Origin of the sequence: Streptomyces sp. MBT65 (assembly GCF_016612545.1) — a bacterium.
In the GTDB taxonomy this organism is placed as follows: Bacteria; Actinomycetota; Actinomycetes; order Streptomycetales; family Streptomycetaceae; genus Streptomyces.
The window spans coordinates 49,035-74,344 of sequence record NZ_JAENRY010000030.1 but is presented as its reverse complement, the minus strand read 5'-3'; the positions used below and the strand labels follow the sequence as shown (position 1 = coordinate 74,344).

Below are 25,310 nucleotides of genomic sequence, written 5' to 3'. Positions count from 1 at the left end.
GGGATATGCAGCGGCAAGCCGCTGCATAGAGCACGAATTGCGCAAGCGCAATTCGAATTCCGGCGCAAGCGCCGGAATGGGATTCCGTAAACGGAATCCCGAAAGGAAACCAATTCGCGCAAGCGCGAATTGGAGGCACCCGCGCAAGCGCGGTTGCCGGGGCTGGCGGCAAGAGGAGGTGCATCACGTGCGGGCCTGTGTAGCCACTGGGAATCCCAACCACCTCCCCCGCGGCGAAGTGACGGACTGTCAGCTCGACAGGTGTCGGCCTCACCGCAGTGATGGGCTCCGCTGCGCTCCGCCCGAACCCCTACTCCCGGATCTGTCACTGCCTGGTTCTCAAATATTCCGCCAGGCTACACTGAGACTCGCCGTGATGAGGTAGGGTTTGACGGTGTATCACTTCTGATGGTGGAAGTTGACTCAAGATGGATGCATCATGATGATGCACTGTGTAGAGTCTGGTATCAGACAGCACCACCCCCGGACCTCTCAAACACTCGAGGTTTTCCCCTTTCTGATTGCGCTTCATATTCCGCGAAAAGGAGAACACGGGAATGGTCATGAAACTGCGTGACCACCAGATCGAGGCCGTTTCCGTCATTGTGCGCGGTCTCGACATCCCGCAGGGCGGCATTCCCTTCCATGGTCTGCGCGGGCAGGTGCACGCCGCGTGCGGCACGGGGAAGACCCTCATCGCGGCGGCGTCGGCGAAGCGGCTTGTGCCCAAGGGGCGCGTTCTCGTGCTGGTGCCGACGCTGGATCTTCTGGCGCAGACGGTGAAGGCGTGGCACGACGCCGGGCACAAGGGGCCGGCGGTGGCGGTGTGTTCACTGCAGGACGACCCCGAGCTGTGGGACCTGGGGGTGCGTTCCACCACGAACCCTGTGCAGCTGGCGCTGTGGCACGGGCAGGGTCCTGTGACCATCTATGCGACGTACGCCAGCCTGGGTGTCCTGGCCGAGGCTTTCGAGGGTGTCTACGGACAGCAACTGACACCGGTGGACCTGGCGGTGGTTGATGAGGCGCACCGGACTTCTGGGTCGATGGGTAAGGCGTGGGCGGATGTCCACGACCAGAGGGTGATCCCGGCCCACCGGCGGCTGTACCTGACGGCCACGCCGCGGATCTGGGAAGAGCGGCTGACCCGCGACGTCGCCGAGGGAGTGCGTGACCCGCTGCCTCGGGAGATGGCAGCGTCCATGGACGACGAGAAGGTCTTCGGGCCTGTCCTGTACAAGCTCTCGCTCGCGTCTGCCGTCTCCCGGGGATTGCTGGCGCGCTACCAGATCATCGTCCTGGAGCTGAAGGACCCGATCGTCACCCCGGAACGTCTGATGGGCGAGGAGCGCCGCAGCGAGGAAGTGCGGGGGCAGCGGCTCGGGACCTTGCAGGCCGGGTTGCTGCACACGATGGAGCAGCACAGCCTGTCGACGTGCATCACTTTTCATCACCGGACGATCGAGGCTCAGGCGTACGCGGAGGGCCTGGAGCGCGTCGCAGCGAAGCTGCACGCGGATCGGCCGGAGAAGTACCCCGCTGGGATCTGGGCGGACTGGCTGTGCGGGGAGCACGTCCCCGAGCGCCGGCGGGAGGTGCTGGGTTCGTTCGGGTCGACGGCACAGCGGGCCGTGCTCTCGAACTGTCGCGTCCTGGGTGAGGGTGTCGATATTCGAAGCGTGGATTCGGTTGCACTGCTGGACCCGAAGGGGGCGCCGCACGACATCGTCCAGGCCATCGGCCGGGCGCTCCGGCAGAAGCCCGGGCAGGGCAAGCTCGCCTCCCTGATCGTGCCCGTCTTCCTCCAGCCCGGAGAACAGCCCGAGGACATGTTCACCTCCGGCTCATACAAGCCTTTGGTGAAAGTCCTGGAAGGTCTGCGGGCCCACGACGAAGAGGCCGTGGAACTGCTCGCCATCCCCCAGGAACCCCAGAAGGACGTCGCGCAGCCATCCGTGAACATCGGTGTCGCGCCAGAAGAAGGCGAAGAAGAAGCCCGCCTGCTGCTCCGCTTCGCCGCCCCCAGAGATCCGGTGATGGTCGCCGACTGGGTGTCCTTCAACGTGATCGACACCGAACGCCAGGACTGGGCCCGCGGCTGGGCGAAGCTGAAGACGTACGTCGAGAGAGTCGGGAACGCGAGGGTGCCCTACGGACACCGAGAGGGCGCGACACCACTTGGACAATGGGTCGCAGAACAACGACGCGCCTACGGAGCCGGGCAGATGAACGGCCAGCGCGCCCGCCGCCTGGAACAGCTCGGCATGGTCTGGAGTCTCGCGGATGAACGCTTCCAGGAAAACCTCGAAGCCGCCAAGGCGTACTACGAGCAGCACTGGACCCTCTGCGCACCCCGGACCGCCAGCGCGCTGGACAGACCATTGGGAATGTGGCTCGCGAATCTGCGGCGTCCAGGTGCGCTGGACGACCACCCCGAGTGGAAGATGGCACTGGCAGCCGTGGACGAGGACTGGAACCCGTCATGGCCGGCCACATGGCAACGCCACTACGCCGCGCTCCGCGAGCTCGTGGCCGACGAAGACGGCCAGGCCGATGTCCTTCCCGGCCTCACCGTCCACGGCATGGACATCGGGAAGTGGCTGGCCCGGCAGCGCAACCCCGAGGTCTGGCAGGCCCTGCACGACGGGCAGCGCGAACGCCTGGAGGCCGTTGGCGTCGCCCCTCCGCCTGTGCCTGCGGCCCCGGTGAAAACGGACATGCCCGCGAAGCCGTCCGCGACACCCTCGGGTGCCTTCGAGCGGGGCGTGGCGGCCCTGGCTCAGTACAAGGCCCGCACGGGCTCTGTGACGGTCCCCAGGTCCCACGTGGAGACGCTGCCGGACGGGTCGGAGGTGAAGCTCGGGGTGTTCCTCAGCAATAGCAAGAGCCGCCGGGCCAAGCTGACCGTCGACAGGCTCCGGGCGCTGGCCGGCCTCGGACTGGACTGGGCGGCGGCGTGAGTAGGCCGGTGCGCCTAACCCGAGCACTGGGATCGGAGAGAAAGCGGATTTCTCCCTCGGTGTCCGCAAGACTTGACGGGTGGAAATATTACAGATCGTGACATCATCGCTGGGTGCAGTCGGCACAGTGATCGGGCTCTGGTACGCGGGGGCCAACTCCGTGCTTCCCGGCTGTCGGCGCGGGGAGCATTCCTCTTGAACCTCGACGAGGCATTTCTTAGGCATCTCGACGTCTACAGCCGTCTTCGTCCCGGTGATGACAGCCAGTCGCCGGGAGACTGGGCCGAACGTGGGCAAGGACCTGATAGTGCATCCGAGTGGATGGCAGTTGAGCAGTACATGGGTCTCTTCGAGCGTATCGAGGTGCTGATCGAGGGGGGCGTTCTGGATACTCATCTCACGAATCGTCTCTACGGCTACAGGGTGCGCAATATCGTTGCCAACGAGCGCATCCGCACCAAACTTCTCATCGAAGGCGCGGCTGGCTGGCAGGACTTTCTCTCCCTTGTGCACCGTCTTAAGAAGGACGGACGCGTCTTCCCTTCACTTCCCTAACAAGCTCGTAGCCGGTAGGGCGAAGAAGGAGCAGCGTGATGACCGCCCGCAACGAAGAGCGGCGTGTGAAGGAAGCCGTACACCGGTGCTCCGTCCTCAACGAAATTGCGGAAAATTGCGGAGGTTCGCTCCAGGGCCTCGATCGCGGCTCGGATCAGGGCGCGGGCGGCGTCGTCGGCGTCAGTTCGCGAGCTCCCTGCCAGAGCGTCTCGATCGTAGGGCGGCATGGTCCGGGCGGGTCTGTGCCGAACGCAGGGCCGCGCCACGTTCGACGGCCGCAGCGCGGTCCCGGTCGGTCAGGGCACGGCGGTGGCGGCCTGACCGACCGGGCGCGTGCCGTCGTAGGCGTAGACGTGGACCTCGACCGACGTGCCGGGCTTCGCCGGGGCGAGGGAGAGCGCAACAACGCGGCCGGCGGCGTCCTTGGCGACCGTGCGCACCCGTACGGAGGAGGCGGGAGAGACGACGACCGTACGGCCGTGGGAGCAGTCGGCGGAGACGGACACGACGCGGGGCGGCGGACCGCCGTCGTGCAGGGGGGTGCGGGCGGGAAGCCGGGAGGCGGCCGGAGCGGCGGGCATGCCCCGGGTGGATCTGCTCAAAGACACCGTGCCGATCCCCTCGGCGCCGCTCCAGAACGTGATCCCGCACAGCTTCAGCGGGGGCGCGCCACTGCGGATGTCCGGCCCGGAGCAGCCGACGGCTGCGGCGGCCACGAGGGCCATGCAGACGGCCGACAGCGTGGTGCGGCCAAGGCGGCGCGGAGCTCGGGCCATCGGCATCTCCTCGTACGGATCGGCGCTTCGCGCGCGGTCGGTCCTTGCCGACCGTTACGGAGACGCCGATGGCACCGCTGGCGTTCGTTCACGTGGCGATCGCACACCACCGAAGCGGAACCACGTTGACTACTGCGGCCAAAGCAGCCGGGATGTCTCTCACCCTCCGTTTCCCTGCCGCCCAGGAATCACAACGCGCGGTGCAGGCCTCACGGGCCGCGTGGAGTTGGGGCGCGTCGGGTAGTTCGGGCTTCCCCTACGGGAGCGGAGGAAGGGCGGAGGCGAGCCAGGGCGGCGGGGCGGTCCCCGGGTTCTGGAAGAAGCCGCGCATCTGTCGCAGCAAGAGGTTCATGTCGGTGTCTACGGCGGCCGCGACCGCCGCGACGTCGATGTCACGGTGGCTGGGTTGATGCCGTATGCGGACTGCATGGCCGCGATCGTCTGCTCGTACGTGTCGGTCTGCGTCGATGATCAGCCGCGCATCCGCCCTCTCGGCCGGTCGATCCGCTTCGCCGTCCTGGCTGCCGGGTCCGGCCTCTGTCGCTCTGTCGCTCTGTCGGGGACAGGTTCCAGATCGTGTGGTGGAAGTCCCGGATCGCGGTGGAAGATGCCGGCCGTCGTCTCGGCCGACGGTTATGGTCAGCGGCGTGAGATCGCCGCCGGGGCGTTCCCGGCCTCCGGCGGCGAAGACGACTGGCTGCATCGACGCCTTCTCCAGCAGGCCGTCGCTCTGGGGCAGCAGGCCATCCGGCAGGATGCCGCCGAGGCCTACCGCGCCGTCGAGAGCGCCCTGGACGAGACTGCCGCCCGGCTGCTTGAACAGGGTGTTCTGGACGACGTGCACGATGCGCCGGCGCGGCGGATCGTCGCCACGGATTTCCTGATCGGGCTCACCGGCGGGCACCGGCCCAAGGCGCGGACCCTCACCCTGTTGCTGGGCCGGCCCGCGGTCAAGGAGTTCCTCATCGTGCAGAAGGCCGCCGCCAGACGTGAGATCCAGCCTGTCCTGCCGCTCTAGCGGGGCCGGCCGCCTGCCTGTCGCCGGTGAGGCAGGTGCTGTGTGTCAGAAGGAGACGTCGAAGTAGTCGATGTCGTTGAGGGCGACTTCGAGGCCTGCGGCGCGGCGGCCGCCGTCCTTGAAGTAGACCTCCTGGAGTCCTTCGGCGACGATGTCGCGCAACTGCTGGTCGTCGGCGCCCTGTTCGCGGGCGTCGAAGAGGCGGCGGGCGTAGTCCGGCGGGAGGTGGACGGTCAGGCGTCGGAAGCGGCCGTCGTCGGTTGTGCCGACGGGGGCGGTGTAGCCGAAGCGGGCTCTGGTCTCCACGGTGATTCCGTCGGTGGTGGCGGCTTTTTGGCGGCGGCGTCTGCGGATGAGGGGCTGCCAGCGGGAGCGTACGGCGGTGTCGATGCGGTCCTGGATGTGGCGGGGCGGGTGTTTGCGGGTGCCGCGGCGGTAGCGGTTGACGGAGTCGGCGGTGATGCCGAGTTCGGCTGCGACGGCCCTGGCCGTCTTCAGCTGTTTCATCAGGTAGTTGATCTGGCCTTTGAGGGTCTTGGGCGGTTGTCTGGTGAAGGTTTCCTGGCCGGCGCGGTCCAGGGCGTCGTCGATGTCTCCCATGGTTCTACTCGCCTTCGTCGAAGGTGGCGTCGTGGCCGTCGCCCTTGATGTGGCGGGCCGGGTTGAGGCCTTGTTCCATCAGGTCGACGGCCCAGGACATTTCGGCGACGCCTTCGACCTTGGCCAGGCCGGGTGTGGGGCCGAGGCGGAAGGTGCCGGGCAGTGGTGTGCCGTCGGGGGCGGTGGGCAGGAAGTCCAGCGGGCTGCGGCCGGGGCTGGGGTAGACGACGCAGTCGGAGAGTACGGCGAGGGGGTAGAGGCCGGTCGCCTGGGCGGTCTTGAGCATTTTGCGGTGCATGTTGACCCGGGTCTTGGAGATGACTGCGGCGCGGATGTCGGGGCGCCAGGTGGGGCGTTGGAGTGCGGGCCAGGGGTCGCCGTTGCGGTGGTGGCGGCCCTGGGGGCGTTCGCGGAGTTTGCCGACTCCGCCCTTGACGGTGGCTTTGATGGCGGCGAGGACGGCTGCCAGGGCGGGGTCGGTGTGTTTGTGGTGTTCCATCGCCGTGAGGAATTCGGTGGGGTCGAGGTCCTTGGTGACGCCGAGGTCGGCGAGGGTGTCGACGTAGGCGGTCTTGAGGCGGTCGTGCCAGGGGTCGAGGTAGGCGCCGGTCTCGCGGCGCAGGTAGGCCTCGAGGGGCTGGACGTGGTGGCCGAGTTCGACGGCGTAGGCGAGGGTGTGTGTCTGGTACCAGGCCGGGCCGGTGGGGCGTTCGCCGGTCGGGGTGAAGGGTGAGGGCAGGCGTGGGTCTCCTTCGACGGCGGAGAGGTCGGCCAGCCAGCTGCCGGGTGTATTCATCGGCGACACCAGCTCCATGCCGCACAGTTCGGCGAACTGCTCGCAGAACGCGGCGAACCGGTCGTGGTGAAACGCCCGCGAGGTCAGCGTGACCCGCTCCAACCAGGGCTTCCGTACTGGCTTCCGTACTGGTCACGGCGTCTCCCGGGGGTTGAGGGTGCCCCTTTCCTGTCCTCGCCCGCATGGTGGACGCGGGAGCCGCACCGTCCGGCCCGCCCGGTAGGCTGACCGGCGGGCCGTGACTGGCGCGCTGGGATGGGACCGACCATCGGGGAGCGGCCCGAGCTGGAATGTGTGCCGTGCGCCTGGGCCGTACCGAGAACGCCGAACGCCACGTCCGGAGGTCCCCATGCCCGACAATTCCGCGCCCCTTTCGAACGAGTCCACGGCCTATCGCGCCGCCCTCGACGTGATCCGTGCCGTCGAGCCGCGCGTCGCCGACGCCATCGGCCAGGAAGTCGCCGACCAGCGCGAGATGCTCAAGCTGATCGCCTCCGAGAACTACGCCTCCCCGGCCACGCTGCTCGCGATGGGCAACTGGTTCAGCGACAAGTACGCCGAGGGCACCATCGGCCGCCGCTTCTACGCCGGCTGTCGCAACGTCGACACCGTCGAGTCCCTCGCCGCCGAGCACGCGCGCGAACTCTTCGGCGCCCGCCACGCCTACGTCCAGCCCCACTCCGGCATCGACGCCAACCTCGTCGCCTTCTGGTCGATCCTCGCCGATCGCGTCGAGGTACCGGCCCTCGCGAAGGCGGGCGTCCGCCAGGTCAACGACCTCTCCGACGCCGACTGGGCCGAACTCCGCCAGGCCTTCGGCAACCAGCGCATGCTCGGCATGTCCCTGGACGCCGGTGGCCACCTCACCCACGGCTTCCGCCCCAACATCTCCGGCAAGATGTTCGACCAGCGCTCCTACGGCACCGACCCGACGACGGGCCTGATCGACTACGACGCCCTGCGCGCGTCGGCCCGCGACTTCAAGCCGCTGATCATCGTCGCCGGCTACTCCGCCTACCCCCGCCTGGTGAACTTCCGCCTCATGCGCGAGATCGCCGACGAGGTGGGCGCGACCCTCATGGTCGACATGGCGCACTTCGCCGGCCTGGTCGCGGGCAAGGTGCTGACCGGCGACTTCGACCCGGTCCCGCACGCCCAGATCGTCACCACCACCACCCACAAGTCGCTGCGCGGCCCGCGCGGCGGCATGGTCCTGTGCGACGACTCCCTCAAGGACCAGGTCGACCGCGGCTGCCCGATGGTCCTCGGCGGCCCCCTCCCGCACGTCATGGCCGCCAAGGCCGTAGCCCTCGCCGAGGCGCGCCGGCCGTCCTTCCAGGACTACGCCCAGCGCATCGTCGACAACTCCCGCGCGCTGGCCGACGGCCTGATGCGCCGGGGCGCCACCCTCGTCACCGGCGGCACCGACAACCACCTCAACCTGATCGACGTGGAGACGTCCTACGGCCTCACCGGCCGCCAGGCCGAGACCGCCCTCCTGGACTCCGGCATCGTCACCAACCGCAACGCCATCCCCGCCGACCCGAACGGCGCCTGGTACACCTCCGGCATCCGCATCGGCACCCCTGCCCTGACCACGCGCGGTCTCGGCACGGCGGAGATGGACGAGGTGGCATCCCTGATCCACCGAGTCCTGACCACCACCGAGCCCGGCACGACGAAGTCGGGCGCTCCGAGCAAGGCGAGCCACGTCCTGGACGAAAAGGTCTCCGACGAGATCTCCCGCAGGGCGACGGACCTGGTGTCCGGCTTCCCCCTGTACCCGGAGATCGACCTCGGCTGACAGCCGGCACACGTCCTCTGTCGAGTTGTCAAAGATCGGCGACTCTCACAGATCGATGATTTCCTGTCGTGGTTCCTCGCGCGGCGGTCCGGCCTCACGCCGGGCCGCCGCGCGGCGTATCAGCAGCGTGCCGCCGACGCCGACGGCGAGACCCGCGATTGCCCACCCGGCCCGCTCGGCAGGCCCGGGCGCGTCCTTCGTGGCGCCGGCTCCGGTATCGCCCCTGACCTCACCGAGCAGCCCCGCCCGCTCCATCCGTGTGAAGACCGGACGCGGCACCCGATGCCAGCGGATGTCGTCGTCCGCCACCTCGGGCGCCGGATCCGTCCGGACCCAGGGCGTGCCGTCCCCGGCGACGAACAACTGGTCCTCCCGCTCCACCGCCACATCACCACCGGGAGCCCGACTCGTCCGAGGCCAGCCGCCGACCCCGGTCAGCCCCCACACCACGGTGATCCGCACCGCCGGATACCGGCCCGCCTCCCACTCCTGCGGCACCCGCTCCGTCCCCGTGTACGTCGGCTGCAACAACGTCCACAGCCGCGCGAACGACGGCTCCCCGGAATGCCATGCCTCAGTCCGGCCCGTGTCACCCGCCACGACCAACGCCAGATCCGGGATGTCCCGGCGCAGATCCTGAACCCGCACCTGATCCATTCCGACCGCCTGGACCCGAGCCGCTCCGGCCAGAGCCATCAGCACCGACGCCCCCACGAGACACGCGCCCCGCAAGCTCCCGCGTTCCATCCCGCGCTCCTCCGCTCCTCACACGTCCCGCAACTCCTGCCTGGGGCCCGGCTCCCGCCCCTTCCGCCACCGGTTCGGCGACAGCCGCACGGCGAACGGCCGCAGTACGAGGGCCAGTACCGCTCCGGCCGCCGCGCCCGGTATCGCCCACCACCAGTCGGTGCCGTCGTCGTCCTTGTCCCCGACGGTGACCCGCACCGTGCTGGTCTCCGCGTCGGTGTCAGGTGCCGCGACGGCCGGAGCGGACTCGGTCGGCTGCCACGGCGCTGGGAAGATCCCCGAAGAGCCGTCGGACCCGGTGCCCGTGCCCGTAACTCCCAACTTCCGCAAGAGAGCGCGCAGTTGGACCGGATGCTCGGCGCGATGCCAATAGCCGTTCAGATTCGCGTTCTCCGGCACATCGGCCGCCGTGTGGATCCACACCGCCTGCGGTCGGGACTCGACGGGGAAGACCCGGTCGATCCGCCACGGCGATATGTCGTGCGCCAGCCAGGTGACATTGATCTGGCGGGCGTGGGTCAGATCGGCCTCGGGAGGCTTGTCTCGGGTGCCCCTGCCCTCTGGACCGAGCAACTGCTGGAGCTTTCCGTACTGTTCGTCCGAGTAGTACAGCGCCGTGGCCCGTCCGCTGGTCGGGGAGGTGACGAGCACGCTGGTCGGCCCGCCCGCCGCCGCCCCCGACGCACCCCACACCATCAGCGACAGCGTCGTCGCCAACGCCCCTCCCAGAGCTGTCAGTTCGCGCATCCTGCCCGCGCTCCCGCTTGTCCTGACCGCACTTCCCGCTCCGGACATCCGAACCCCCCACCAGCCGATCCCCGTACGGCCCGCCCGCGCGCCGCCTGTCACTTCTGGTACACCGCCCGACCCGCGGGGGTTCCCACTCCGCCCGCCCTATCCGCCCGACTCGCGCCGGTCGAGGGAGTTGGCGATCTCCACAGCCCGCTGCTTCGACGCCACCCCTTCCAGACGGAACGTCAGATCACCACCGGGAACTCCGCCGACCGGATGCGTCCACAGCAGCGTCGGACCTGCCGTCCGCTCCGCCCGCGTATAACGCTCCCCGTCCCCGTCCACCAGCCAGAAACTCAGCAGATGCGGCCGCGCGAACCACAGCGCCGGGTCCTGTATGCCGTCCGGCGAGACGGACGCGTCCAGCGACAGCCACTCAGGCGGTTGGCTCACCGTCTTGGCGAAGCCGATGTCCAGCCGCGCCGGATACTCGTCGACCCGGACCGTGTGCCCGCCCTCCCGCCAGCACAGGCTGACCAGAAAGCGCCCGCGCGGTGTGCCGGTCACCGTCACCGCGTCCGGAACACCCAGCGCGTGAGGCACCGACGGCTCGAACCCCGCCTGCCGACGGGCCTGCGCCAAGGTCACCGACCGACCGCACCCGGGCACCACGGCACCGGCCGAGGGCACCGCGGACGGGTCGTACCGCACCTCGACCCCGCCGAAGCCGAACCAGTCGAAGACCGCAGCCCGCACCGGAGGCGTGAGCACGAGCACCGTCAGCAGACCGCACAGGGCCGCCGTCAGCGCGCGCCCGCGCATCCGCGCCCAGTGCCGCACAGCGCGCAGCCGCGCCCGGACCCCGCCCGGCCCGGTCTCCTGGACGGGAACCGGGATCTGCTCGGCGAGTATCTGCGCCAGCACCCGCTCGACCATCGACTCGGCCCCGGCGGCCCCGCTCGCACCACCGCCCCGCGCGTCCAGCGAACGCCCCAGCGCCCGCAACTCCTCCGGCAACCGCGAGGCAGCGCCGGCGCCCTCGCCCTCGTAGGACTCCCGTCCGTCACTCACCCTCATCACCTCCTTCCCGAGGCCGGAAATCCGGCAGCAGTCGCCCGAGTCCCTTCAGCGCGCGGCTCAGCCGGGACTTCACCGTTCCCCGCGGCCAGCCCAGGGCCTGGGCCGTCTCCGACTCGTCCATCTCCAGGAGATAGCGGTAGGTCACGACCAGGCGGTGCTCCTCGCTCAGCTGCTCCAGGGCGGACAGCAGGGCCGTACGACGCTCCGTCTCCAGCGTGGCGACCGCCGGATCCGCCGATTCCGGTATCAGCGGCTCGGCCTCAGCGAACGCGGCCTCCCGGCTGGCGAGCGTGCGCTGGCGTGCCGCCGTACGCACGGTGTTCCTCGTCTCGTTGGCGACGATCGACAGCAGCCACGGCTTGAACGCCGAGCCGTCCCGGAACCCGCCCAGCGCGCAGTACGCCTTGACGAAGGCCTGCTGCACCACGTCCTCCGCGTCCGCACCCGCCCCGAGTGCCGCGGCCGCCCTGAGCGCGATGCCCGTGTGGGCCCGCACCAGCTCCGCGTACGCCTCCGGCTCTCCGGCGCGTACGCGTGCGATCACCGCGGCCTCATCGACGATGCGGCCCCCCTCCCGCGTCTTCACATATCTGGTACACCGCCGGAGGCGGATCGGTTCCCACCCGTGCCGCAGCTCTTCCGACCCGGTTCCGACCGGTTCCGGACCGGGTCCCGGGACCTGAGAGAATGGTGAACATGGCCTCTGACAGTCCTCGCGTGCTCTCCGGAATCCAGCCCACCGCAGGCTCGTTCCACCTCGGCAACTACCTCGGCGCCGTCCGCCAGTGGGTGGCCCTGCAGGAGTCCCACGACGCGTTCTACATGGTCGTCGACCTGCACGCGATCACGGTCCCGCAGGACCCCGCGGACCTGCGCGCCAACACCCGCCTCGCCACGGCGCAGCTGCTGGCCGCCGGCCTGGACCCGGACCGCTGCACGCTCTTCGTCCAGAGCCATGTCCCCGAGCACGCCCAGCTCGCCTGGGTCATGAACTGCCTGACCGGCTTCGGCGAGGCCGCCCGGATGACCCAGTTCAAGGACAAGTCCGCCAAGCAGGGCTCGGACCGCGCGTCCGTCGGCCTGTTCACGTACCCGATCCTCCAGGTCGCCGACATCCTGCTCTACCAGGCGAACGAGGTCCCGGTCGGCGAGGACCAGCGCCAGCACGTCGAGCTGACCCGCGACCTCGCCGAGCGCTTCAACGGCCGCTTCGGCGAGACCTTCACGATCCCGAAGCCGTACATCCTCAAGGAGACGGCGAAGATCTACGACCTTCAGGACCCGTCGATCAAGATGAGCAAGTCGGCGTCCACCCCGAAGGGCCTCATCAACCTCCTCGACGACCCGAAGGCGACCGCCAAGAAGGTCAAGAGCGCGGTCACCGACACCGAGACCGTGATCCGCTACGACGCGGAGCACAAGCCGGGCGTCAGCAACCTGCTCACCATCCAGTCCACCCTCACCGGCAGGTCGGTCGCCGAGCTGGAGCAGGACTACGAGGGCAAGATGTACGGCGCGCTCAAGACGGACCTCGCCGAGATCATGGTCGAGTTCGTGACGCCGTTCCGGGAGCGCACCCAGCAGTATCTGGACGACCCGGAGACACTCGACTCGATCCTGGCCAAGGGCGCGGAGAAGGCGCGGGCCGTCGCGGCCGAGACCCTCGCCCAGGCGTACGACCGGGTGGGCTTCCTGCCCGCCAAGCACTGAGGCGTACGACCGCACCCGAGTACCGACCGCGTACCACTGGACAGAGCGCTGCACATCACTACGGTTGCGCCTGCCCACAACTCAGGTGTGGCCGTACAGTCGATAGCCGGGTGGCCGCGCGCGTGGCCGCCCCGCTCACATCAGGACCACCGAAAGCACCACTGACAGCACCACCGGCAGTACCTCTGACAACACCACCGACAGGACGACAGGAGACGACGTGGGGACCGTAACGATCGGTGTGTCGATCGCGGTCCCGGAGCCTCACGGCAGCCTGCTCCAGGAGCGGCGCGCGGGCTTCGGCGACGCCGCGGCCCACGGTATCCCCACCCACGTCACGCTGTTGCCGCCGACCGAGGTGGACGCCGCCCAACTGCCCGCGATCGAGGCCCACTTGATCGACGTGGCGAGCTCCGGACGCCCCTTCCCGATGCGGCTGTCCGGCACCGGGACCTTCCGGCCGCTGTCCCCGGTCGTCTACGTCCAGGTGGTCGAGGGCGGCTCCGCCTGCACCTGGCTGCAGCAGCAGATCCGGGCCGCCTCCGGGCCGCTGGCACGCGAGCTGCACTTCCCGTACCACCCGCACGTCACCGTGGCGCACGGCATCGACGACGAGCTGATGGACCGCGCCTTCGAAGAGCTCGCCGACTACTGCGCCCAGTGGTCGTGCGCCGACTTCGCGCTCTACGAACAGGGCCCCGACGGCGTTTGGCGCAAGCTGCGCGAGTTCGCCTTCGGCTCGGCCGTCGTACCGCCCCAGGCGACCCACAGCGAGCGCGGCACGATCCCCAGCCACTGAGCCGTCCGCGTCGTCCGAGCCGTCGCTCGCCGCCCTCAGCCCGTCAGCCGTCGGAACAGCTCCCGCGGCAGATGCCGCAGCACCGACGTCGTCACGCGCAGCGCCCCCGGCACCCACACCGTCTCCGAGCCTCGGCGCAGGCCCAGTTCGACGGCCGCGGCGACGGCTTCGGGGGTGGTCGTGAGCGAGGCCGCCCTCGGGTCGGCCATGGTCCTCGACCGTACGAGCCCCGGGCGTACGACCATGACGTGCACGCCCGTGCCGTACAGCGCGTCGCCCAGCCCCTGCGTGAAGGTGTCGAGGCCCGCCTTGCTGGAGCCGTAGATGAAGTTCGAGCGGCGGGCCCGTTCGCCGGCGACCGAGGAGAGCACCACCAGGGAGCCGTGGCCCTGGCTCTGCAGGGCCCGGGCGCTGATCAGGCCGGCGGAGACGGCACCGACGTAGTTGGTCCGCGCGACGCGCACCGCGGCGGCCGGGTCGCGTTCGTCCCGGGCCTGGTCGCCGAGGACACCGAAGGCGAGCAGCACCATGTCGATGGCGCCCTCGGCGAAGACCTTGCCGAGCACGGTCTCGTGGGAGTCGGGGTCGAGCGCGTCGAAGGCGACGGTGTGGACCTCGGCCCCCAGGGCACGCAGTTGGGAAGCGGCACTCTCCAGGGCGGGCGACGGGCGGCCCGCCAGCCATACCGTGCGGGTGCGGCGGGCGATCAGCCGGCGGGCGGTGGCCAGCGCGATCCGGGACGTACCGCCGAGGACGAGCAGGGACTGTGGAGGACGCATGCCCGTGACCGTATCGCCCGCTTATGGGTGGTTGGTCGTACGGCGTCGGCGCCCTCCCTGAAATGGGCGATTAATCGGATGCCGTGCCGAGGCTGCCCAAGAGGGCGCCACGCGCGCGTGTTTGTGGGGTACCCGCACATCGGTGTCAGTGGTCGGGGGCAGAATCGGATCATGGACTGGCTGACGAAGCTCCCCCTCATCGGGCCGCTGGTGGCGCGCCTGATGCGCACGCACGCGTGGCGGTCGTACGAGCGCCTCGACCGCGTGAAGTGGTCGCAGCTCTCCGCCGCCATGACGTTCATCAGCTTCATCGCGCTGTTCCCGCTGCTGACCGTGGCCGCCGCGATCGCCGCCGCCACCCTGAGCACCGATCAGCAGCACGAACTGCAGGACAAGATCGCCGAGCAGGTGCCCGGCATCTCCGACCAGCTCAACATCGGTTCCCTGGTCGACAACGCGGGCACCGTCGGCCTCATCGCCGGTGCCGTCCTGCTGTTCACCGGCATCGGCTGGGTCGGCTCGATGCGGGAGTGCCTGCGCGCGGTGTGGGAACTGCCCGACCGCGACGAGAACCCCCTGCTGCGCAAGCTCATCGACACCGGAGTGCTGATCGGCCTGGGCGGCGCCGTCCTCGCGACGATCGCCGTCTCCACCGTCGCCTCCGCACTGGTCGACTGGATCAACGGCGAACTCGGCATCGCCCAGGGCGGCTGGGGCGGCATCCTGCTGCGCATCGCCGCGTTCGCCGTCGCCGTACTCGCCGACTTCCTGCTCCTGCTGTACGTCCTGACCCTGCTGCCCGGCGTCGAACCCCCGCGCCGCCGGCTCTTCGTGGCCGCGCTGATCGGCGCGGTCGGCTTCGAACTGCTGAAGCTGCTGCTCAGCGGCTACATCCAGGGCGTGGCCGCGAAGAGCATGTACGGCGCGTTCGGCGTCCCCGTGGCGCTGCTGCTGTGGATGAACTTCACCTCGAAGCTGGTCCTGTTCTGCGCCGCCTGGACGGCGACACCGAGCAAGGACGACCCCGAAGACGACGATGACGACTACGACCCGGCCGACGAGACCGAGAACCCCAAGGTCAGGGACGAGGGCGACGACGGACCAGATCCGGCAGCGGCCAGCGCCGGTTGACCAGGAAGACCGCGCCGGCCAGCAGCACCAGCAGCCCGCCGACGACCGCGAGCGCGATCCCGACCCCGCTCGAACCGTCCTCCTCGGCGGCCGAAGCCGTGGAGTTCGCGGCCGGCTCCTTGGACGACGTGTCGCCGCCCGCCTCCCCGGTGGCCGTCGCACCGGGCTGTGCGCTCGCCTGAGCCGCGTTCTTCGGCGCGACCAGCTCACCCACCGGCTGCACCTTCCCGTCCGCCTGGAAGCCCCAGTCGAGGATCTTCGCGGCCTCCTTGTAGACCTCGTTGTGCTCGTCCTTCTCCGGGTTCATGACGGTGACCAGGAGCACCTTGCCGCCCCGCTCGGCGACTCCGGTGAAGGTGGCGCCCGCGTTGGTGGTGTTGCCGTTCTTGACGCCCGCGATGCCCGGGTACACCGACACGTCCGAGTCACCGCTCAGCAGCCGGTTGGTGTTGCGGATCTCGAAGGTCCCGCGGACCGACTTGCCCTTCACCTTCGTGGTCTCGCCCGGGAACTTCACGCTCACCGTCGAGCAGTACTCCCGGAAGTCCTTCTTCTGAAGACCCGAGCGCGCGAACAGCGTCAGGTCGTACGCCGACGAGACCTGCCCCGGCTCGTCGTAGCCGTCCGGCGTCACCACGCGCGTGTCCAGCGCCTGGAGGTCCTGGGCGTGCGTGTTCATGTCGGCGACGGTCTTGTCGACGCCCCCGTTCATGTGCGACAGGACGTGCACCGCGTCGTTGCCGGAGCGCAGGAAGACACCGAGCCACAGATCGCGGACCGTGTAGCTCTCGCCCTCCTTTATCGGCACCACGCTGGAACCGGCGCCCATGCCGGCCAGGTCCGACGCGACGACCTTGTGCTCGGTCGTGCTAGGGAACTTCGGCAGCACGGTGTCCGCGAACAGCATCTTCAGGGTGCTCGCCGGAGGCAGCCGCCAGTGCGCGTTGTGCGCGGCGAGCACCGCGCCCGACTCTGCGTCGCTCACGATCCACGACCGCGCGGTCACGTCCTTCGGCAGCACCGGGACGCCCGACGTCAGATTGACCTGCGTCCCCGCCATGCCGAGACGGGTGCCGCCCACCGACGACATGTTCGCCGGGGGAGTGGCCGTAGGAGTCGCGGACGGAGTCGGAGTGGGACTCGGAGCCGCGAGGGCGACGGGCGCGGTGAGCGCGAGGGACGACAGGGCGGCGGAAAGCACCAGCAGGGATCGCCTGATGGTCTGCAGTGGAGCGGGCACGCACGAGAACGTACATGCCCGGGGACCCGAAGTCCCGTCAGCGGCCCCACCCCGGACACGGGCCCCCAGGGGCGACGGCGATACTGGACTCATGAAGCTCAGCCGCCCCGTCTCCTGGTTCCTGCTCGCCTTCGGGGTGTGGAGCTGGATCATCTGGGTCACTTTCGTCAAGAATCTCGTCGCGGACGGCAGCGGCCTGGCCTTCGACGACGGCCGCCCGACGGCGTACTTCTGGGTCCATCTGACCCTGGCCGTCGTGTCCTTCGTATTGGGGACGGTCATCGGGGGCCTCGGGTTGCGTGGACTGCGCGCACTGCGCGAGACCTCATAAAGAAGTGGCCATCCTCGTCATCGCCCTCGTCGTCCTGGTCGCGGTCGCCGTCCTCGGCGGCGGGCACTGGTACGTCTGGCGCCGCCTCGTCCGCGACACCACGCGCGCGTGGGGCCCCGCCCGCGTGACCGGCACGGCCGTGTTCGTGGCCGGCCCGGTCCTGATGATCGCGGCCCTGGCCGCCGAACGCGGCGGCGCCCCCTTCTGGCTCCAACGCACCCTGGGCTGGCCCGGCTTCCTGTGGATGGCCCTGGCGATCTACCTCCTGCTGGCCGTCCTCGCGGGCGAGATCCTACGGCCGCTGCTGCGCCGCTTCCTCGACCGGCGCGGGCGGGCCGAGACGGCCGTAGAAGAGCACGAGCCCCCAGCCACGGAGGAGCCGCGGCCTTCCGGTCCCTCGCGTCGGCTCTTCGTCTCGCGGGCCGTCGGGGGTGCGGCTGCCGCTGCCGCCGTGGGGACCGTCGGATACGGCACCTACGGGGTGCTGCGCGGGCCGGGTGTCAAGCGGGTCACCGTGCCGTTGGCCAAGCTGCCGCGGTCCGCGCACGGGTACAGGATCGCGGTCGTCAGTGACATCCACCTGGGGCCCGTCCTGGGCCGTGGGTTCGCGCAGAAGGTCGTCGACACGATCAACTCGACGCAGCCCGATCTCATCGCGGTCGTCGGTGACCTGGTCGACGGCAGCGTCAAGAACCTGGGGCCCGCGGCGGCACCCCTGGGCGGGCTGAGGGCCCGTCACGGGAGCTACTTCGTCACCGGGAACCACGAGTACTTCTCCGGCGCCGAACAGTGGCTGGAAGAGGTCCGCAGGCTCGGGATCCACCCCCTGGAGAACGCCCGTACCGAACTCCCCGGGTTCGACCTCGCCGGGGTCAACGACCTCCAGGGCGAGAGCGAGGGACAGGGGCCCGACTTCGGGAAGGCGCTCGGCGATCGTGACACCACGCGCGCGTGCGTGCTGCTCGCGCATCAGCCCGTGCAGATCCACGAGGCCGTGAAGCACGCCGTCGACCTCCAGCTCTCCGGGCACACCCACGGCGGCCAGTTGTGGCCCGGCAACTTCGTCGCGGCGGCGGCCAATCCGACGGTCGCCGGACTGGAGCGCTACGGCGACACCGAGCTGTACGTCAGCAGGGGCGCGGGCGCGTGGGGGCCGCCCACGCGAGTGGGGGCGCCGTCGGACATCACGATCGTCGAACTCGCCTCGAAACAGGCCTAGTTGCCGGTGGAAGGCGCTCTCGGCACTTGGCTGGGAGTCGCCTGTGAAACGGGCCATTAACACCGGTCGGTAAGTTCTTTCTCATCTCGGCAGAACCCTCTTCCCCCACATGAAACTCCTGTGGTTAGGTGATCCGCGCCACTAGGGGAGTGGCATATGCGAGGGACCCGGGAGGGTCCTTGGGAGGGCACACCGATGCGGTCGGTTCGCATACGGATTCTCGCGACGCTGCTGGTTCTGGCGGCCGTGGGAGTCGGGGGCTGGCAGTTGCTGCCCCCGGACGGGAACAAGAACAAGACGATCACGGTGGGGACGACGGACGCCGTCACGTCCCTCGACCCGGCCGCCGCCTACGACGCCGGTTCCTGGGCGTTGTACAGCAACGTCTTCCAGTCGCTGATGACCTTCGACTCGGGCGGCACGACACCCGTGCCGGACGCGGCCAAGAGCTGCGCGTTCGTGGGCGGCGGGCTGCGGACGTACCGCTGTGTGGTGCGCGAGGGGCTCACCTTCCCGAGCGGGCGCTCGATGACCGCCGAGGACGTCAAGTACTCCTTCGACCGGGTCAAGAAGATCAACTCCGATGTGGGTCCGTCGGCGCTGCTCTCCACGCTCGGCTCGGTCGACGCCTCCGGGATGACCGTCACCTTCCATCTCTCGTCGCCGGACGCCACGTTCCCCTTCAAGGTGGCCACCGGCGCCGGTTCGATCGTCGACAGCACCAAGTACCCGAAGGACGCCCCGCGCAACGGCTTCCGGGCCGACGGCACCGGGCCGTACACCCTGACGACGTATACGAAGGGCAAGAGGGCGGTCCTCACACCGAACGGCCACTACAAGGGTGCCGTCAAGAGCACCGGCAGCCCGATCGAGCTGCGGTACTACGCCGACTCGGACGCGCTGCAGAAGGCGTACCAGGAGAAGCGGGTCAAGGTCGCCACCCGCCAGCTGCCCCCGAAGATGCTCTCCGGGCTCTCGGCGAGCGACCCGAACCAGCGGGTGTCGGAGGCGGACAGCTCCGAGACCCGCAACCTGTACCTCAACACCCGTAAGGGCACGCCCCTGCACGACGTCCTGGTGCGGCGGGCCATGGCCTGGCTGATCAACCGCGAACAACTGGCCGCCACGGTGTACGACGACACGGTCGACCCGCTGTACTCGCTGATCCCCGCCGGTCTCGTCGGCCACACGACGTCCTTCTTCGACGACTACCCCTCCCAGAGCACCAAGAAGGCGAAGGCCCTCCTCGAAGAGGCCGGTGTCTCCCTCCCGGTGACCTTCACCTACGGGTACGGCATCGGGCACGGCGCAGGCGCCGAGGAGGCCGCCGAGCTGAAGAAGCAACTGGAGGCGGGCGGGCTCTTCAAGGTGAACGTCAAGGGCTACGAGTGGACCGACTTCCAGAAGCGCTGGGCGACCGGCAAGCTGGACGCGTACGCCGTCGGCTGGGTCGCCGACTACCCCGACCCGGACACCTTCGGCTCCCCGCTCGTCGGCACCGGCTCCACCATGAACACCGGCTACAGCAACAAGATCGTCGACCAACTGATCCTCAGCAGCCAGCAGTACGCCGACCGCAGCCGTGTCGACGACGACTTCCGCGACCTCCAGTCGGACGTGGCCGAGGACGTGCCGCTGATCCCGCTGTGGCAGCGCAAGGAGTACGTCGTGAGCAGCGAGGACGTCGGCGGCATCTCCTACCTCACGGACGGCACCGGCGTGTTCCGGCTGTGGGCGCTGGACTGGATCTGAGGCGGCTCCGCGGCAGCGGACGTGCTGCCGCGGCGTTGACCTTTGTTCGATCTTTTGTCCGAGTGACGGCGGACGGCCACCACACGCAGCACCATGTGACGGAGGCGTGTGTGGGGTGAGGAGCCGACGTGGTCAGACGCAACTCCTTCCGGCTGCCCCGGCATCCGGCTTCGGTGGGTCTCGCCCGGCGCCGGGTCCGGGACCATCTGGCCGACTGGGGGCACCGGAGTGACGACCCGGCGCTCCAGGACGCGGTGCTGCTCGTGTCCGAGCTGGCGACCAACGTCGTACGCCACGGGCCGCTCCTGGAGCGGGAGTTCGAGGTGGCGGTGACGGCCCTCGCGGACGGCTCCTGCCTCATCGAGGTGTCGGACGAGGGCCGGTTGGAGCCCCGGCTGCGGGTCGTGACGGACGTCGAGGAGGCCGGCCGCGGACTCCACCTCGTGGAGGGCATAGCGGCCGCCTGGGGCGTCTGGAGCCGCGGCCCGCACGGCAAGACGGTGTGGGCCCTCGTCCAGGCGGACACCGGCTGAGACCCCTGGCCCTGGTGTCCTACGACGGCACGGGCGTCCGTGTCGGCAGGGTCACCGTCACCGCGAGCCCCTCGCCCGGCGCCGTCCGCACCGCCACCTCGCCGCCGTGCGCCTGTACGACGCCCTGCACGATGGCCAGCCCCAGTCCGCTGCCCGCGCCGCCGCCCGCCCGGAAGAAGCGGTCGAAGATGCGCGCCGCGTCGTCCTCGCACAGCCCCGGCCCCTGGTCCGCGACACACAGCCGTACGACCCCGTCCTCGCGCTCCACACCGAGCCGTACGGGCGTGTCGGCGGGGGTGTGGGTGCGGACGTTGGTCACCAGGTTGCCGACCAGCTGGCGCAGCCCCGACTCGTCGGCGCGCACCAGGAGGGAGCCGTCGGCGCCGACCGTGACGGGCCGCTCGGGCTGCTGCACCCGCAGGTCCTCGGCCGCGTCCCGCACCAGGCGGCTCAGATCGACGTTGCGGAAGCGCAGCTCGGGCCGCTGGTCCAGGCGGGCCAGCATGAGGAGTTCGTCGACGAGGTGGCCCATCCGGTCCGCCTCCGCGTTCATCCGGTCCCAGGCCCGTCTGCGCTCGTCGGGCTCGGTCAGCATGCCCTTGTCGTACAGCTGGAGGTAGCCGCGTATCGCCGACAGCGGGGTGCGCAGCTCGTGCGAGGCGTCGGCCACGAAGCGGCGCAGCTGGGCCGCCGTGCGCTCGCGCGTGCGGTACGCCGACTCCACCTGGTGGAGCATGGAGTTGAGGGCGAGGCGCAGTTGCTCGACCTCCTGCGTCGGGTGGTGGCTGGAGGGCACGCGCCGGGTCAGATCGCCCTCGGCGATCGCCGTCGAGGTCTCGACCATGTCCTCCAGGGGCCGCAGTCGCCGCCGCACGCTGATCATGGTCAGCGTGGCGAGCAGCACCAGCAGCAGGCTGCCGAAGGTGAGGTCCAGCTTGAGGGCCTTGGCCATGCCGTGGTGGAGGTTGCCGGTGGCGGCGGCGATCAGGATGTACGTGCCGTCGGTGAGTTGGGTCCCGGTCGCCCGGTAGGAGTCGCCGCGCAGCGAGATGTCGCGCGGAGTGCCGTCCTTGGTGAGCTTGGTCGGGTCCTGGAAGGCGTCGGCGAGCGCCCGCTGCGCGGCGGTCGGCGCGTACCCGGCGATCGTGAGCACCTTGCCCCGGCGGTCGACCGCCGCGAACACCGTGTCCGGCTTCGGGGAGCCGGCCTGCTGCTGCGGCACCAGCCGGTCGCCGATGCCGGCCAGCGAGCTCAGTACGTTGATCTGCCGCATGGTGAGCTGCGAACTGCTCAGCGAGTCACGGGACTTGGTCAGCTCCGCGTCCACCTGGGCGAGCAGATAGTGCCGCATGCCCATCAGGCTGACGGCGGTGGCCATGACGATGCCGAGGGAGAGCAGCGCGAGGTTGGCCAGGGTCAGCTTGGCGCGCAGGGAGTGGGCACCGCGCTCGCAGTTCGGCAGGCGGATGTTCATGCGAGCCCGTATCCGACGCCCCGGCGCGTGGTGATCACGGGCGGTCCCAGGGTCTCCAGCTTGCGCCGCAGATAGCTGATGTAGGTCTCGACGACGGTCGACTCCTGCGGGGTGTGCTCGTACTGCCAGACGTGGCGCAGGAGTTGCTCCTTGGGCACGACCCGCCCGCCGTTGCGCACCAGGAAGCGCAGCAGGGCGTACTCGGTGGGGGTCAGCTCGACCGAGCGGCCCGCGCGGTGCACCGAGTACGTCGTCTCGTCCAGCTCCAGGTCGCCGTAGCGCAGGGGCGGGCGCTGCGGGAGGACGTCGGCGGGGCGGGTGCGGCGCAGGACGGCGGTGATGCGGGCGACGACCACGTCGATGTCGAAGGGCTTGGTGATGTAGTCGTCGCCGAAGCCGAGGGCGCCGACGATCTCGGCCGGCGCGTCCCGCGCGGTGAGGAAGACGATCGCCAGCTCGGGCCTGCGGGCGCGCAGTTCGTGCCCCAGGGCGCGGCCGTCGCCGTCCGGGAGCATCACGTCGAGCAGCGCGCAGTCGGGGCGGGTGCGCTCGGCCAGCGCGAGCGCCTCGCGCACGGTGCCGGCGGTCATCACCTCGAAGCGGTGGTAGCGCAGCGCGATGGCGAGGACGTCGGCGATGCTCGGTTCGTCCTCGACCACCAGCACGGTTCCTGGAGCCGTCATGCCCCCAGTATCGGCGGCGGCACTGACATCGGGGCCGTCCGGTCTTTGGAGTTCCTTGAGAGTCATGGCCAGGACATGTCCACGCGTGCGTGCCGCCGCCAATTCTGTAGCCCAGGACCTGGGGGACCAACTGACCGACCGACCGAGTCGACTCGGTTTCGATGAAGGAGCGTTGAGCGTGGCGGCATTGGCACGGTGGTGCTATCGGCACCGGTTGGTGGTCCTGTTGCTGTGGGTGGGGGCGTTGTTCGGCCTGGGCTTCTCGGCCACGGCGGCGGGTACGGACTACGCGAACGTCTTCTCCCTCCCGGACACGGACTCCAAGAGCGCGTACGACCTGATGGAGAAGGCCTTCCCGAACAGCTCGGGCGACACCGACACGGTGGTGTGGAAGGTCGACTCGGGCTCGGTGAAGGACCAGTCCGTCCAGTCCCGGATCCAGCCCGCGCTGGACAGGATCGCGGACATGAAGGGCGTCGGCGGGGTCACCGGCCCCTACTCGGGCGCCCGGGGCGCCACCCAGATCAGCTCCGACGGGACGATCGCGTACGCGCAGATCACCTTCGCCGAGCAGGCGAACGCCGTCCCCAAGGAGCTCGTCCAGAAGGTCGTCGACACCGCGCAGGACGCACAGCGTGACGGCCTCCACGTCGAGCTGGGCGGCCAGGCCGTCCAGCGGGTCGAGGAACCGCCGGGCGGCATAGCCGAGGGCGTCGGCATCCTCGCGGCGGCCGTCGTCCTGTTCCTGGCATTCGGTTCGTTCTACGCCGCCCTGCTCCCGATCGGCATCGCGATCTTCGGCGTCGGCACGGGCCTGTTCTCCACCCAGCTCCTCAGCCACACCACCGACATCCCCGACCTGGCACCCCTGCTGGCCACCCTGATCGGCCTCGGCGTCGGCATCGACTACGCCCTGTTCATCGTCACCCGGCACCGACGCGGGCTCCAACGCGGCCTCGATCCGGAGGAGTCGACGGTCATCGCCCTCAACACCTCGGGCCGGGCCGTGCTGTTCGCGGGCGGCACGGTGTGCATCGCGCTCGCCGGCATGCTGGTGACGAACCTGCGCTTCCTGGACGGCGTGGTCGTCGGCACCTCGCTCACGGTCGTCCTGAGCGTCCTGGCGGCCACGACCCTGCTGCCCGCCCTGCTCGGCTTCCTGGGCCCGCGCGTGCTCAGCCGCAAGCAGCGCCGCAAGCTGGAGAACGGCCCCGAGCCGGAGCGCACCGACAACCTCGCGGTCCGCTGGTCGGCCGCCGTGCAGAAGCGGCCGCGCCGGATCGCCGCCCTCGCCCTCGTCGTCATGGCCGTCCTCGCCCTCCCCGTGCTGTCGTTGCGCCTCGGCGCCACCGACCAGGGCAACGACAACGCCTCGACGACCACCAGGAAGGCGTACGACCTCCTGGCCGACGGTTTCGGCCCCGGCTTCAACGGCCCTCTCCAGGTGGTCACGTCGAGCGGTGACACGGCCACCCTGGTCGAGGACATCCGGGCGACCAAGGACGTCGCCCAGGTCGCCGCGCTGCCGCCCGTGAGCGGGGTGACGGTGATCCAGGTCGTCCCGAAGACCTCACCGCAGTCCGTGGAGACGGACGACCTGATCGACACTCTGCGGGACAAGGTGATCCCCGGGGCCGGCGCGACCGGTCACGTCGGCGGTGTGACGGCGATCTCGAAGGACTTCGCGTCGGTGACGGGCGACCGCCTCCCGCTCTTCGTCGCGACGATCATCGGTCTGAGCTTCCTGCTGCTCCTGCTCGCGTTCCGTTCCCTGGTGGTGCCGTTGACGGCCGCCCTGATGAACCTCATCGCGGCGGCGGCCTCCTTCGGTGTCCTGGTGGCGATCTTCCAGTGGGGCTGGGGCCTGGACATGCTGGGCCTCGGCAAGGAGGGCCCGATCAACGCCTTCCTGCCGGTCATCATGCTGTCCCTGCTGTTCGGCCTCTCCATGGACTACCAGGTGTTCCTGGTGAGCCGTATGCACGAGGAATGGGTGCACACCAAGGACAACGCCCGCGCGGTCCGCGTCGGCCTCGCGGAGACCAGCCGGGTCATCAACTCCGCCGCCCTGATCATGGTCTGCGTCTTCCTGGCCTTCGTCCTGAGCGGCAACACGGGCGCGGCGACGGCGGGCGTCGGCCTGGCCGCCGCGGTCGCCCTGGACGCCTTCATCCTGCGTACGGCCCTGGTGCCGGCCGCGATGCACCTCCTGGGCAACTCCAACTGGTGGCTCCCGGCGTGGCTCGACAAGAGCCTGCCGCACCTCGCCGTGGAACCCGCCGAGGAGCCCGTACAGGCCGTCGTGGAGGGCCCGGCGTCGGCCGTCCACGGTTTCGTCCGTACGGCCGAGGGCGAGCCCGTGGAGGGCGCGTCCGTCACGCTGCGGACGACCGGCGGACGCGAACTGGACCGCGTCGAGTCCCTGGCGGACGGCTCGTACATCGTCTCGGTGCCGGCACCGGGCACCTACCTCCTGGCGACGACCGCACCCTCGTACGGCGCGATCGCCCGGCAGGTCACCGTGGCGGACGGCCCGCTGGTCTACGACGTCGAGCTCGCCGAGGGCGAGGTGGACGCGGTCAACTGACCTG

At 69.8% G+C, this 25,310-nt stretch carries 22 protein-coding genes, 1 pseudogene and 1 riboswitch; of the genes and pseudogenes, 12 read left to right on the top strand and 11 right to left on the bottom strand.

All coding sequences use genetic code 11. The annotated features are described in order from the left end of the window. Positions 1 to 557: 557 nt before the first annotated feature. Both JHN63_RS09645 and JHN63_RS09640 read left to right on the top strand, forming a co-directional pair. Complete coding sequence (locus tag JHN63_RS09645) at positions 558 to 2,960, top strand: DEAD/DEAH box helicase (protein ID WP_200678821.1); 2,403 nt, start codon at positions 558 to 560, stop codon at positions 2,958 to 2,960. 195 nt (positions 2,961 to 3,155) lie between these two features. Then, positions 3,156 to 3,515, top strand: coding sequence for a hypothetical protein (locus JHN63_RS09640; RefSeq protein WP_200678819.1), 360 nt, complete (start codon positions 3,156 to 3,158; stop codon positions 3,513 to 3,515). Positions 3,516 to 3,811: 296 nt separating this feature from the next. On the opposite strand, the gene JHN63_RS09635 is transcribed toward JHN63_RS09640, so the two are convergent. Next, a complete protein-coding gene (locus tag JHN63_RS09635) occupies positions 3,812 to 4,291 on the bottom strand; it encodes a hypothetical protein (RefSeq protein WP_200678817.1) in 480 nt (159 codons plus the stop codon). A 427-nt stretch (positions 4,292 to 4,718) separates the two neighbouring features. Here JHN63_RS09635 and JHN63_RS09630 point away from each other — a divergent pair, with 427 nt between their 5' ends. Further along, positions 4,719 to 5,309, top strand: a complete 591-nt coding sequence (locus JHN63_RS09630; RefSeq protein WP_200678815.1) for a hypothetical protein — start codon at positions 4,719 to 4,721, stop codon at positions 5,307 to 5,309. Between the two features lie 45 nt (positions 5,310 to 5,354). Here the strand turns inward: JHN63_RS09630 and JHN63_RS09625 are convergent, their stop codons facing one another. Then, on the bottom strand, positions 5,355 to 5,909 hold the full coding sequence (locus JHN63_RS09625) for an XRE family transcriptional regulator (RefSeq protein WP_200678813.1): 555 nt from the start codon (positions 5,907 to 5,909) through the stop codon (positions 5,355 to 5,357). A 4-nt stretch (positions 5,910 to 5,913) separates the two neighbouring features. Continuing rightward, a pseudogene (locus tag JHN63_RS09620) lies at positions 5,914 to 6,696 on the bottom strand (transcriptional regulator); the annotation flags it as partial. Between the two features lie 237 nt (positions 6,697 to 6,933). After that, positions 6,934 to 7,023: riboswitch (ZMP/ZTP riboswitch) on the top strand. Between the two features lie 31 nt (positions 7,024 to 7,054). On the opposite strand from JHN63_RS09620, the gene JHN63_RS09615 reads away from it, so the two are divergent. Then, positions 7,055 to 8,509: a glycine hydroxymethyltransferase gene (locus tag JHN63_RS09615; RefSeq protein ID WP_200678811.1), complete on the top strand. Its 1,455-nt coding sequence runs from the start codon at positions 7,055 to 7,057 to the stop codon at positions 8,507 to 8,509. Between the two features lie 45 nt (positions 8,510 to 8,554). On the opposite strand, the gene JHN63_RS09610 is transcribed toward JHN63_RS09615, so the two are convergent. From JHN63_RS09610 to JHN63_RS09595, 4 genes are all read right to left on the bottom strand, one after another. Further along, on the bottom strand, positions 8,555 to 9,256 hold the full coding sequence (locus JHN63_RS09610; protein ID WP_200678809.1) for a hypothetical protein: 702 nt from the start codon (positions 9,254 to 9,256) through the stop codon (positions 8,555 to 8,557). An 18-nt stretch (positions 9,257 to 9,274) separates the two neighbouring features. Continuing rightward, complete coding sequence (locus JHN63_RS09605) at positions 9,275 to 10,003, bottom strand: hypothetical protein (protein WP_200678807.1); 729 nt, start codon at positions 10,001 to 10,003, stop codon at positions 9,275 to 9,277. A 147-nt stretch (positions 10,004 to 10,150) separates the two neighbouring features. Further along, on the bottom strand, positions 10,151 to 11,065 hold the full coding sequence (locus JHN63_RS09600; RefSeq protein ID WP_200678805.1) for a hypothetical protein: 915 nt from the start codon (positions 11,063 to 11,065) through the stop codon (positions 10,151 to 10,153). After that, the gene (locus JHN63_RS09595; RefSeq protein ID WP_307781858.1) at positions 11,052 to 11,612 is read right to left on the bottom strand and encodes an RNA polymerase sigma factor; all 561 of its coding nucleotides are present in this window, start codon (positions 11,610 to 11,612) and stop codon (positions 11,052 to 11,054) included. Before JHN63_RS09595 ends, JHN63_RS09600 begins: the two co-directional genes overlap by 14 nt. 152 nt (positions 11,613 to 11,764) lie before the next feature. On the opposite strand from JHN63_RS09595, the gene trpS reads away from it, so the two are divergent. Continuing rightward, complete coding sequence (gene trpS / locus JHN63_RS09590; RefSeq protein WP_200678801.1) at positions 11,765 to 12,778, top strand: tryptophan--tRNA ligase; 1,014 nt, start codon at positions 11,765 to 11,767, stop codon at positions 12,776 to 12,778. A 220-nt stretch (positions 12,779 to 12,998) separates the two neighbouring features. Beyond that, positions 12,999 to 13,577 (top strand): 2'-5' RNA ligase family protein, encoded by a 579-nt coding sequence (locus JHN63_RS09585; protein ID WP_200678799.1) that lies wholly within the window; start codon positions 12,999 to 13,001, stop codon positions 13,575 to 13,577. A gap of 35 nt (positions 13,578 to 13,612) precedes the next feature. Here JHN63_RS09585 and JHN63_RS09580 read toward each other — a convergent pair whose 3' ends face one another. Further along, positions 13,613 to 14,356, bottom strand: a complete 744-nt coding sequence (locus tag JHN63_RS09580) for a decaprenylphospho-beta-D-erythro-pentofuranosid-2-ulose 2-reductase (RefSeq protein WP_200678797.1) — start codon at positions 14,354 to 14,356, stop codon at positions 13,613 to 13,615. A gap of 171 nt (positions 14,357 to 14,527) precedes the next feature. On the opposite strand from JHN63_RS09580, the gene JHN63_RS09575 reads away from it, so the two are divergent. Beyond that, positions 14,528 to 15,487 carry a YihY/virulence factor BrkB family protein gene (locus JHN63_RS09575; RefSeq protein ID WP_200678795.1) on the top strand — a complete coding sequence of 320 codons (960 nt, stop codon included), beginning with the start codon at positions 14,528 to 14,530 and terminating at the stop codon, positions 15,485 to 15,487. Here JHN63_RS09575 and JHN63_RS09570 read toward each other — a convergent pair. Next, the gene (locus tag JHN63_RS09570) at positions 15,435 to 16,727 is read right to left on the bottom strand and encodes a D-alanyl-D-alanine carboxypeptidase family protein (RefSeq protein WP_374222906.1); all 1,293 of its coding nucleotides are present in this window, start codon (positions 16,725 to 16,727) and stop codon (positions 15,435 to 15,437) included. The genes JHN63_RS09575 and JHN63_RS09570 overlap by 53 nt on opposite strands. A gap of 91 nt (positions 16,728 to 16,818) precedes the next feature. On the opposite strand from JHN63_RS09570, the gene JHN63_RS09565 reads away from it, so the two are divergent. The 4 genes from JHN63_RS09565 (at position 16,819) to JHN63_RS09550 (ending at position 20,562) form a co-directional block, all read left to right on the top strand. After that, positions 16,819 to 17,058 (top strand): SCO4848 family membrane protein, encoded by a 240-nt coding sequence (locus tag JHN63_RS09565; RefSeq protein WP_200678791.1) that lies wholly within the window; start codon positions 16,819 to 16,821, stop codon positions 17,056 to 17,058. Between the two features lie 4 nt (positions 17,059 to 17,062). Further along, a complete protein-coding gene (locus JHN63_RS09560) occupies positions 17,063 to 18,277 on the top strand; it encodes a metallophosphoesterase (RefSeq protein ID WP_200678790.1) in 1,215 nt (404 codons plus the stop codon). Positions 18,278 to 18,472: 195 nt separating this feature from the next. Then, positions 18,473 to 20,029 (top strand): ABC transporter substrate-binding protein, encoded by a 1,557-nt coding sequence (locus JHN63_RS09555; protein ID WP_200678789.1) that lies wholly within the window; start codon positions 18,473 to 18,475, stop codon positions 20,027 to 20,029. A gap of 128 nt (positions 20,030 to 20,157) precedes the next feature. Further along, a complete protein-coding gene (locus tag JHN63_RS09550; protein WP_200678788.1) occupies positions 20,158 to 20,562 on the top strand; it encodes an ATP-binding protein in 405 nt (134 codons plus the stop codon). Between the two features lie 19 nt (positions 20,563 to 20,581). Here the strand turns inward: JHN63_RS09550 and JHN63_RS09545 are convergent, their stop codons facing one another. Together JHN63_RS09545 and JHN63_RS09540 are read right to left on the bottom strand one after the other, a co-directional pair. Further along, positions 20,582 to 22,036 (bottom strand): cell wall metabolism sensor histidine kinase WalK, encoded by a 1,455-nt coding sequence (locus tag JHN63_RS09545; protein ID WP_200678787.1) that lies wholly within the window; start codon positions 22,034 to 22,036, stop codon positions 20,582 to 20,584. Further along, entirely contained in the window at positions 22,033 to 22,719 is a 687-nt protein-coding gene (locus JHN63_RS09540; RefSeq protein WP_200678786.1) for a response regulator transcription factor, read from the bottom strand. The genes JHN63_RS09545 and JHN63_RS09540 overlap by 4 nt, the downstream gene beginning before the upstream one ends. A gap of 187 nt (positions 22,720 to 22,906) precedes the next feature. On the opposite strand from JHN63_RS09540, the gene JHN63_RS09535 reads away from it, so the two are divergent. Then, complete coding sequence (locus JHN63_RS09535) at positions 22,907 to 25,306, top strand: MMPL family transporter (RefSeq protein WP_200678831.1); 2,400 nt, start codon at positions 22,907 to 22,909, stop codon at positions 25,304 to 25,306. The last annotated feature ends 4 nt before the right edge of the window (positions 25,307 to 25,310 follow it).

Excerpts from the sequence above, each read along its gene's own strand:
- JHN63_RS09645 (WP_200678821.1), top strand. The coding sequence starts at position 558 with ATGGTCATGAAACTGCGTGACCACCAGATCGAGGCCGTTTCCGTCATT.
- JHN63_RS09635 (WP_200678817.1), bottom strand. The coding sequence starts at position 4,291 with ATGGCCCGAGCTCCGCGCCGCCTTGGCCGCACCACGCTGTCGGCCGTC.
- JHN63_RS09630 (WP_200678815.1), top strand. The coding sequence starts at position 4,719 with ATGGCCGCGATCGTCTGCTCGTACGTGTCGGTCTGCGTCGATGATCAG.
- JHN63_RS09625 (WP_200678813.1), bottom strand. The coding sequence starts at position 5,909 with ATGGGAGACATCGACGACGCCCTGGACCGCGCCGGCCAGGAAACCTTC.
- JHN63_RS09615 (WP_200678811.1), top strand. The coding sequence starts at position 7,055 with ATGCCCGACAATTCCGCGCCCCTTTCGAACGAGTCCACGGCCTATCGC.
- JHN63_RS09610 (WP_200678809.1), bottom strand. The coding sequence starts at position 9,256 with ATGGAACGCGGGAGCTTGCGGGGCGCGTGTCTCGTGGGGGCGTCGGTG.
- JHN63_RS09605 (WP_200678807.1), bottom strand. The coding sequence starts at position 10,003 with ATGCGCGAACTGACAGCTCTGGGAGGGGCGTTGGCGACGACGCTGTCG.
- JHN63_RS09600 (WP_200678805.1), bottom strand. The coding sequence starts at position 11,065 with ATGAGGGTGAGTGACGGACGGGAGTCCTACGAGGGCGAGGGCGCCGGC.
- trpS (WP_200678801.1), top strand. The coding sequence starts at position 11,765 with ATGGCCTCTGACAGTCCTCGCGTGCTCTCCGGAATCCAGCCCACCGCA.
- JHN63_RS09580 (WP_200678797.1), bottom strand. The coding sequence starts at position 14,356 with ATGCGTCCTCCACAGTCCCTGCTCGTCCTCGGCGGTACGTCCCGGATC.
- JHN63_RS09575 (WP_200678795.1), top strand. The coding sequence starts at position 14,528 with ATGGACTGGCTGACGAAGCTCCCCCTCATCGGGCCGCTGGTGGCGCGC.
- JHN63_RS09565 (WP_200678791.1), top strand. The coding sequence starts at position 16,819 with ATGAAGCTCAGCCGCCCCGTCTCCTGGTTCCTGCTCGCCTTCGGGGTG.
- JHN63_RS09555 (WP_200678789.1), top strand. The coding sequence starts at position 18,473 with ATGCGGTCGGTTCGCATACGGATTCTCGCGACGCTGCTGGTTCTGGCG.
- JHN63_RS09545 (WP_200678787.1), bottom strand. The coding sequence starts at position 22,036 with ATGAACATCCGCCTGCCGAACTGCGAGCGCGGTGCCCACTCCCTGCGC.
- JHN63_RS09540 (WP_200678786.1), bottom strand. The coding sequence starts at position 22,719 with ATGACGGCTCCAGGAACCGTGCTGGTGGTCGAGGACGAACCGAGCATC.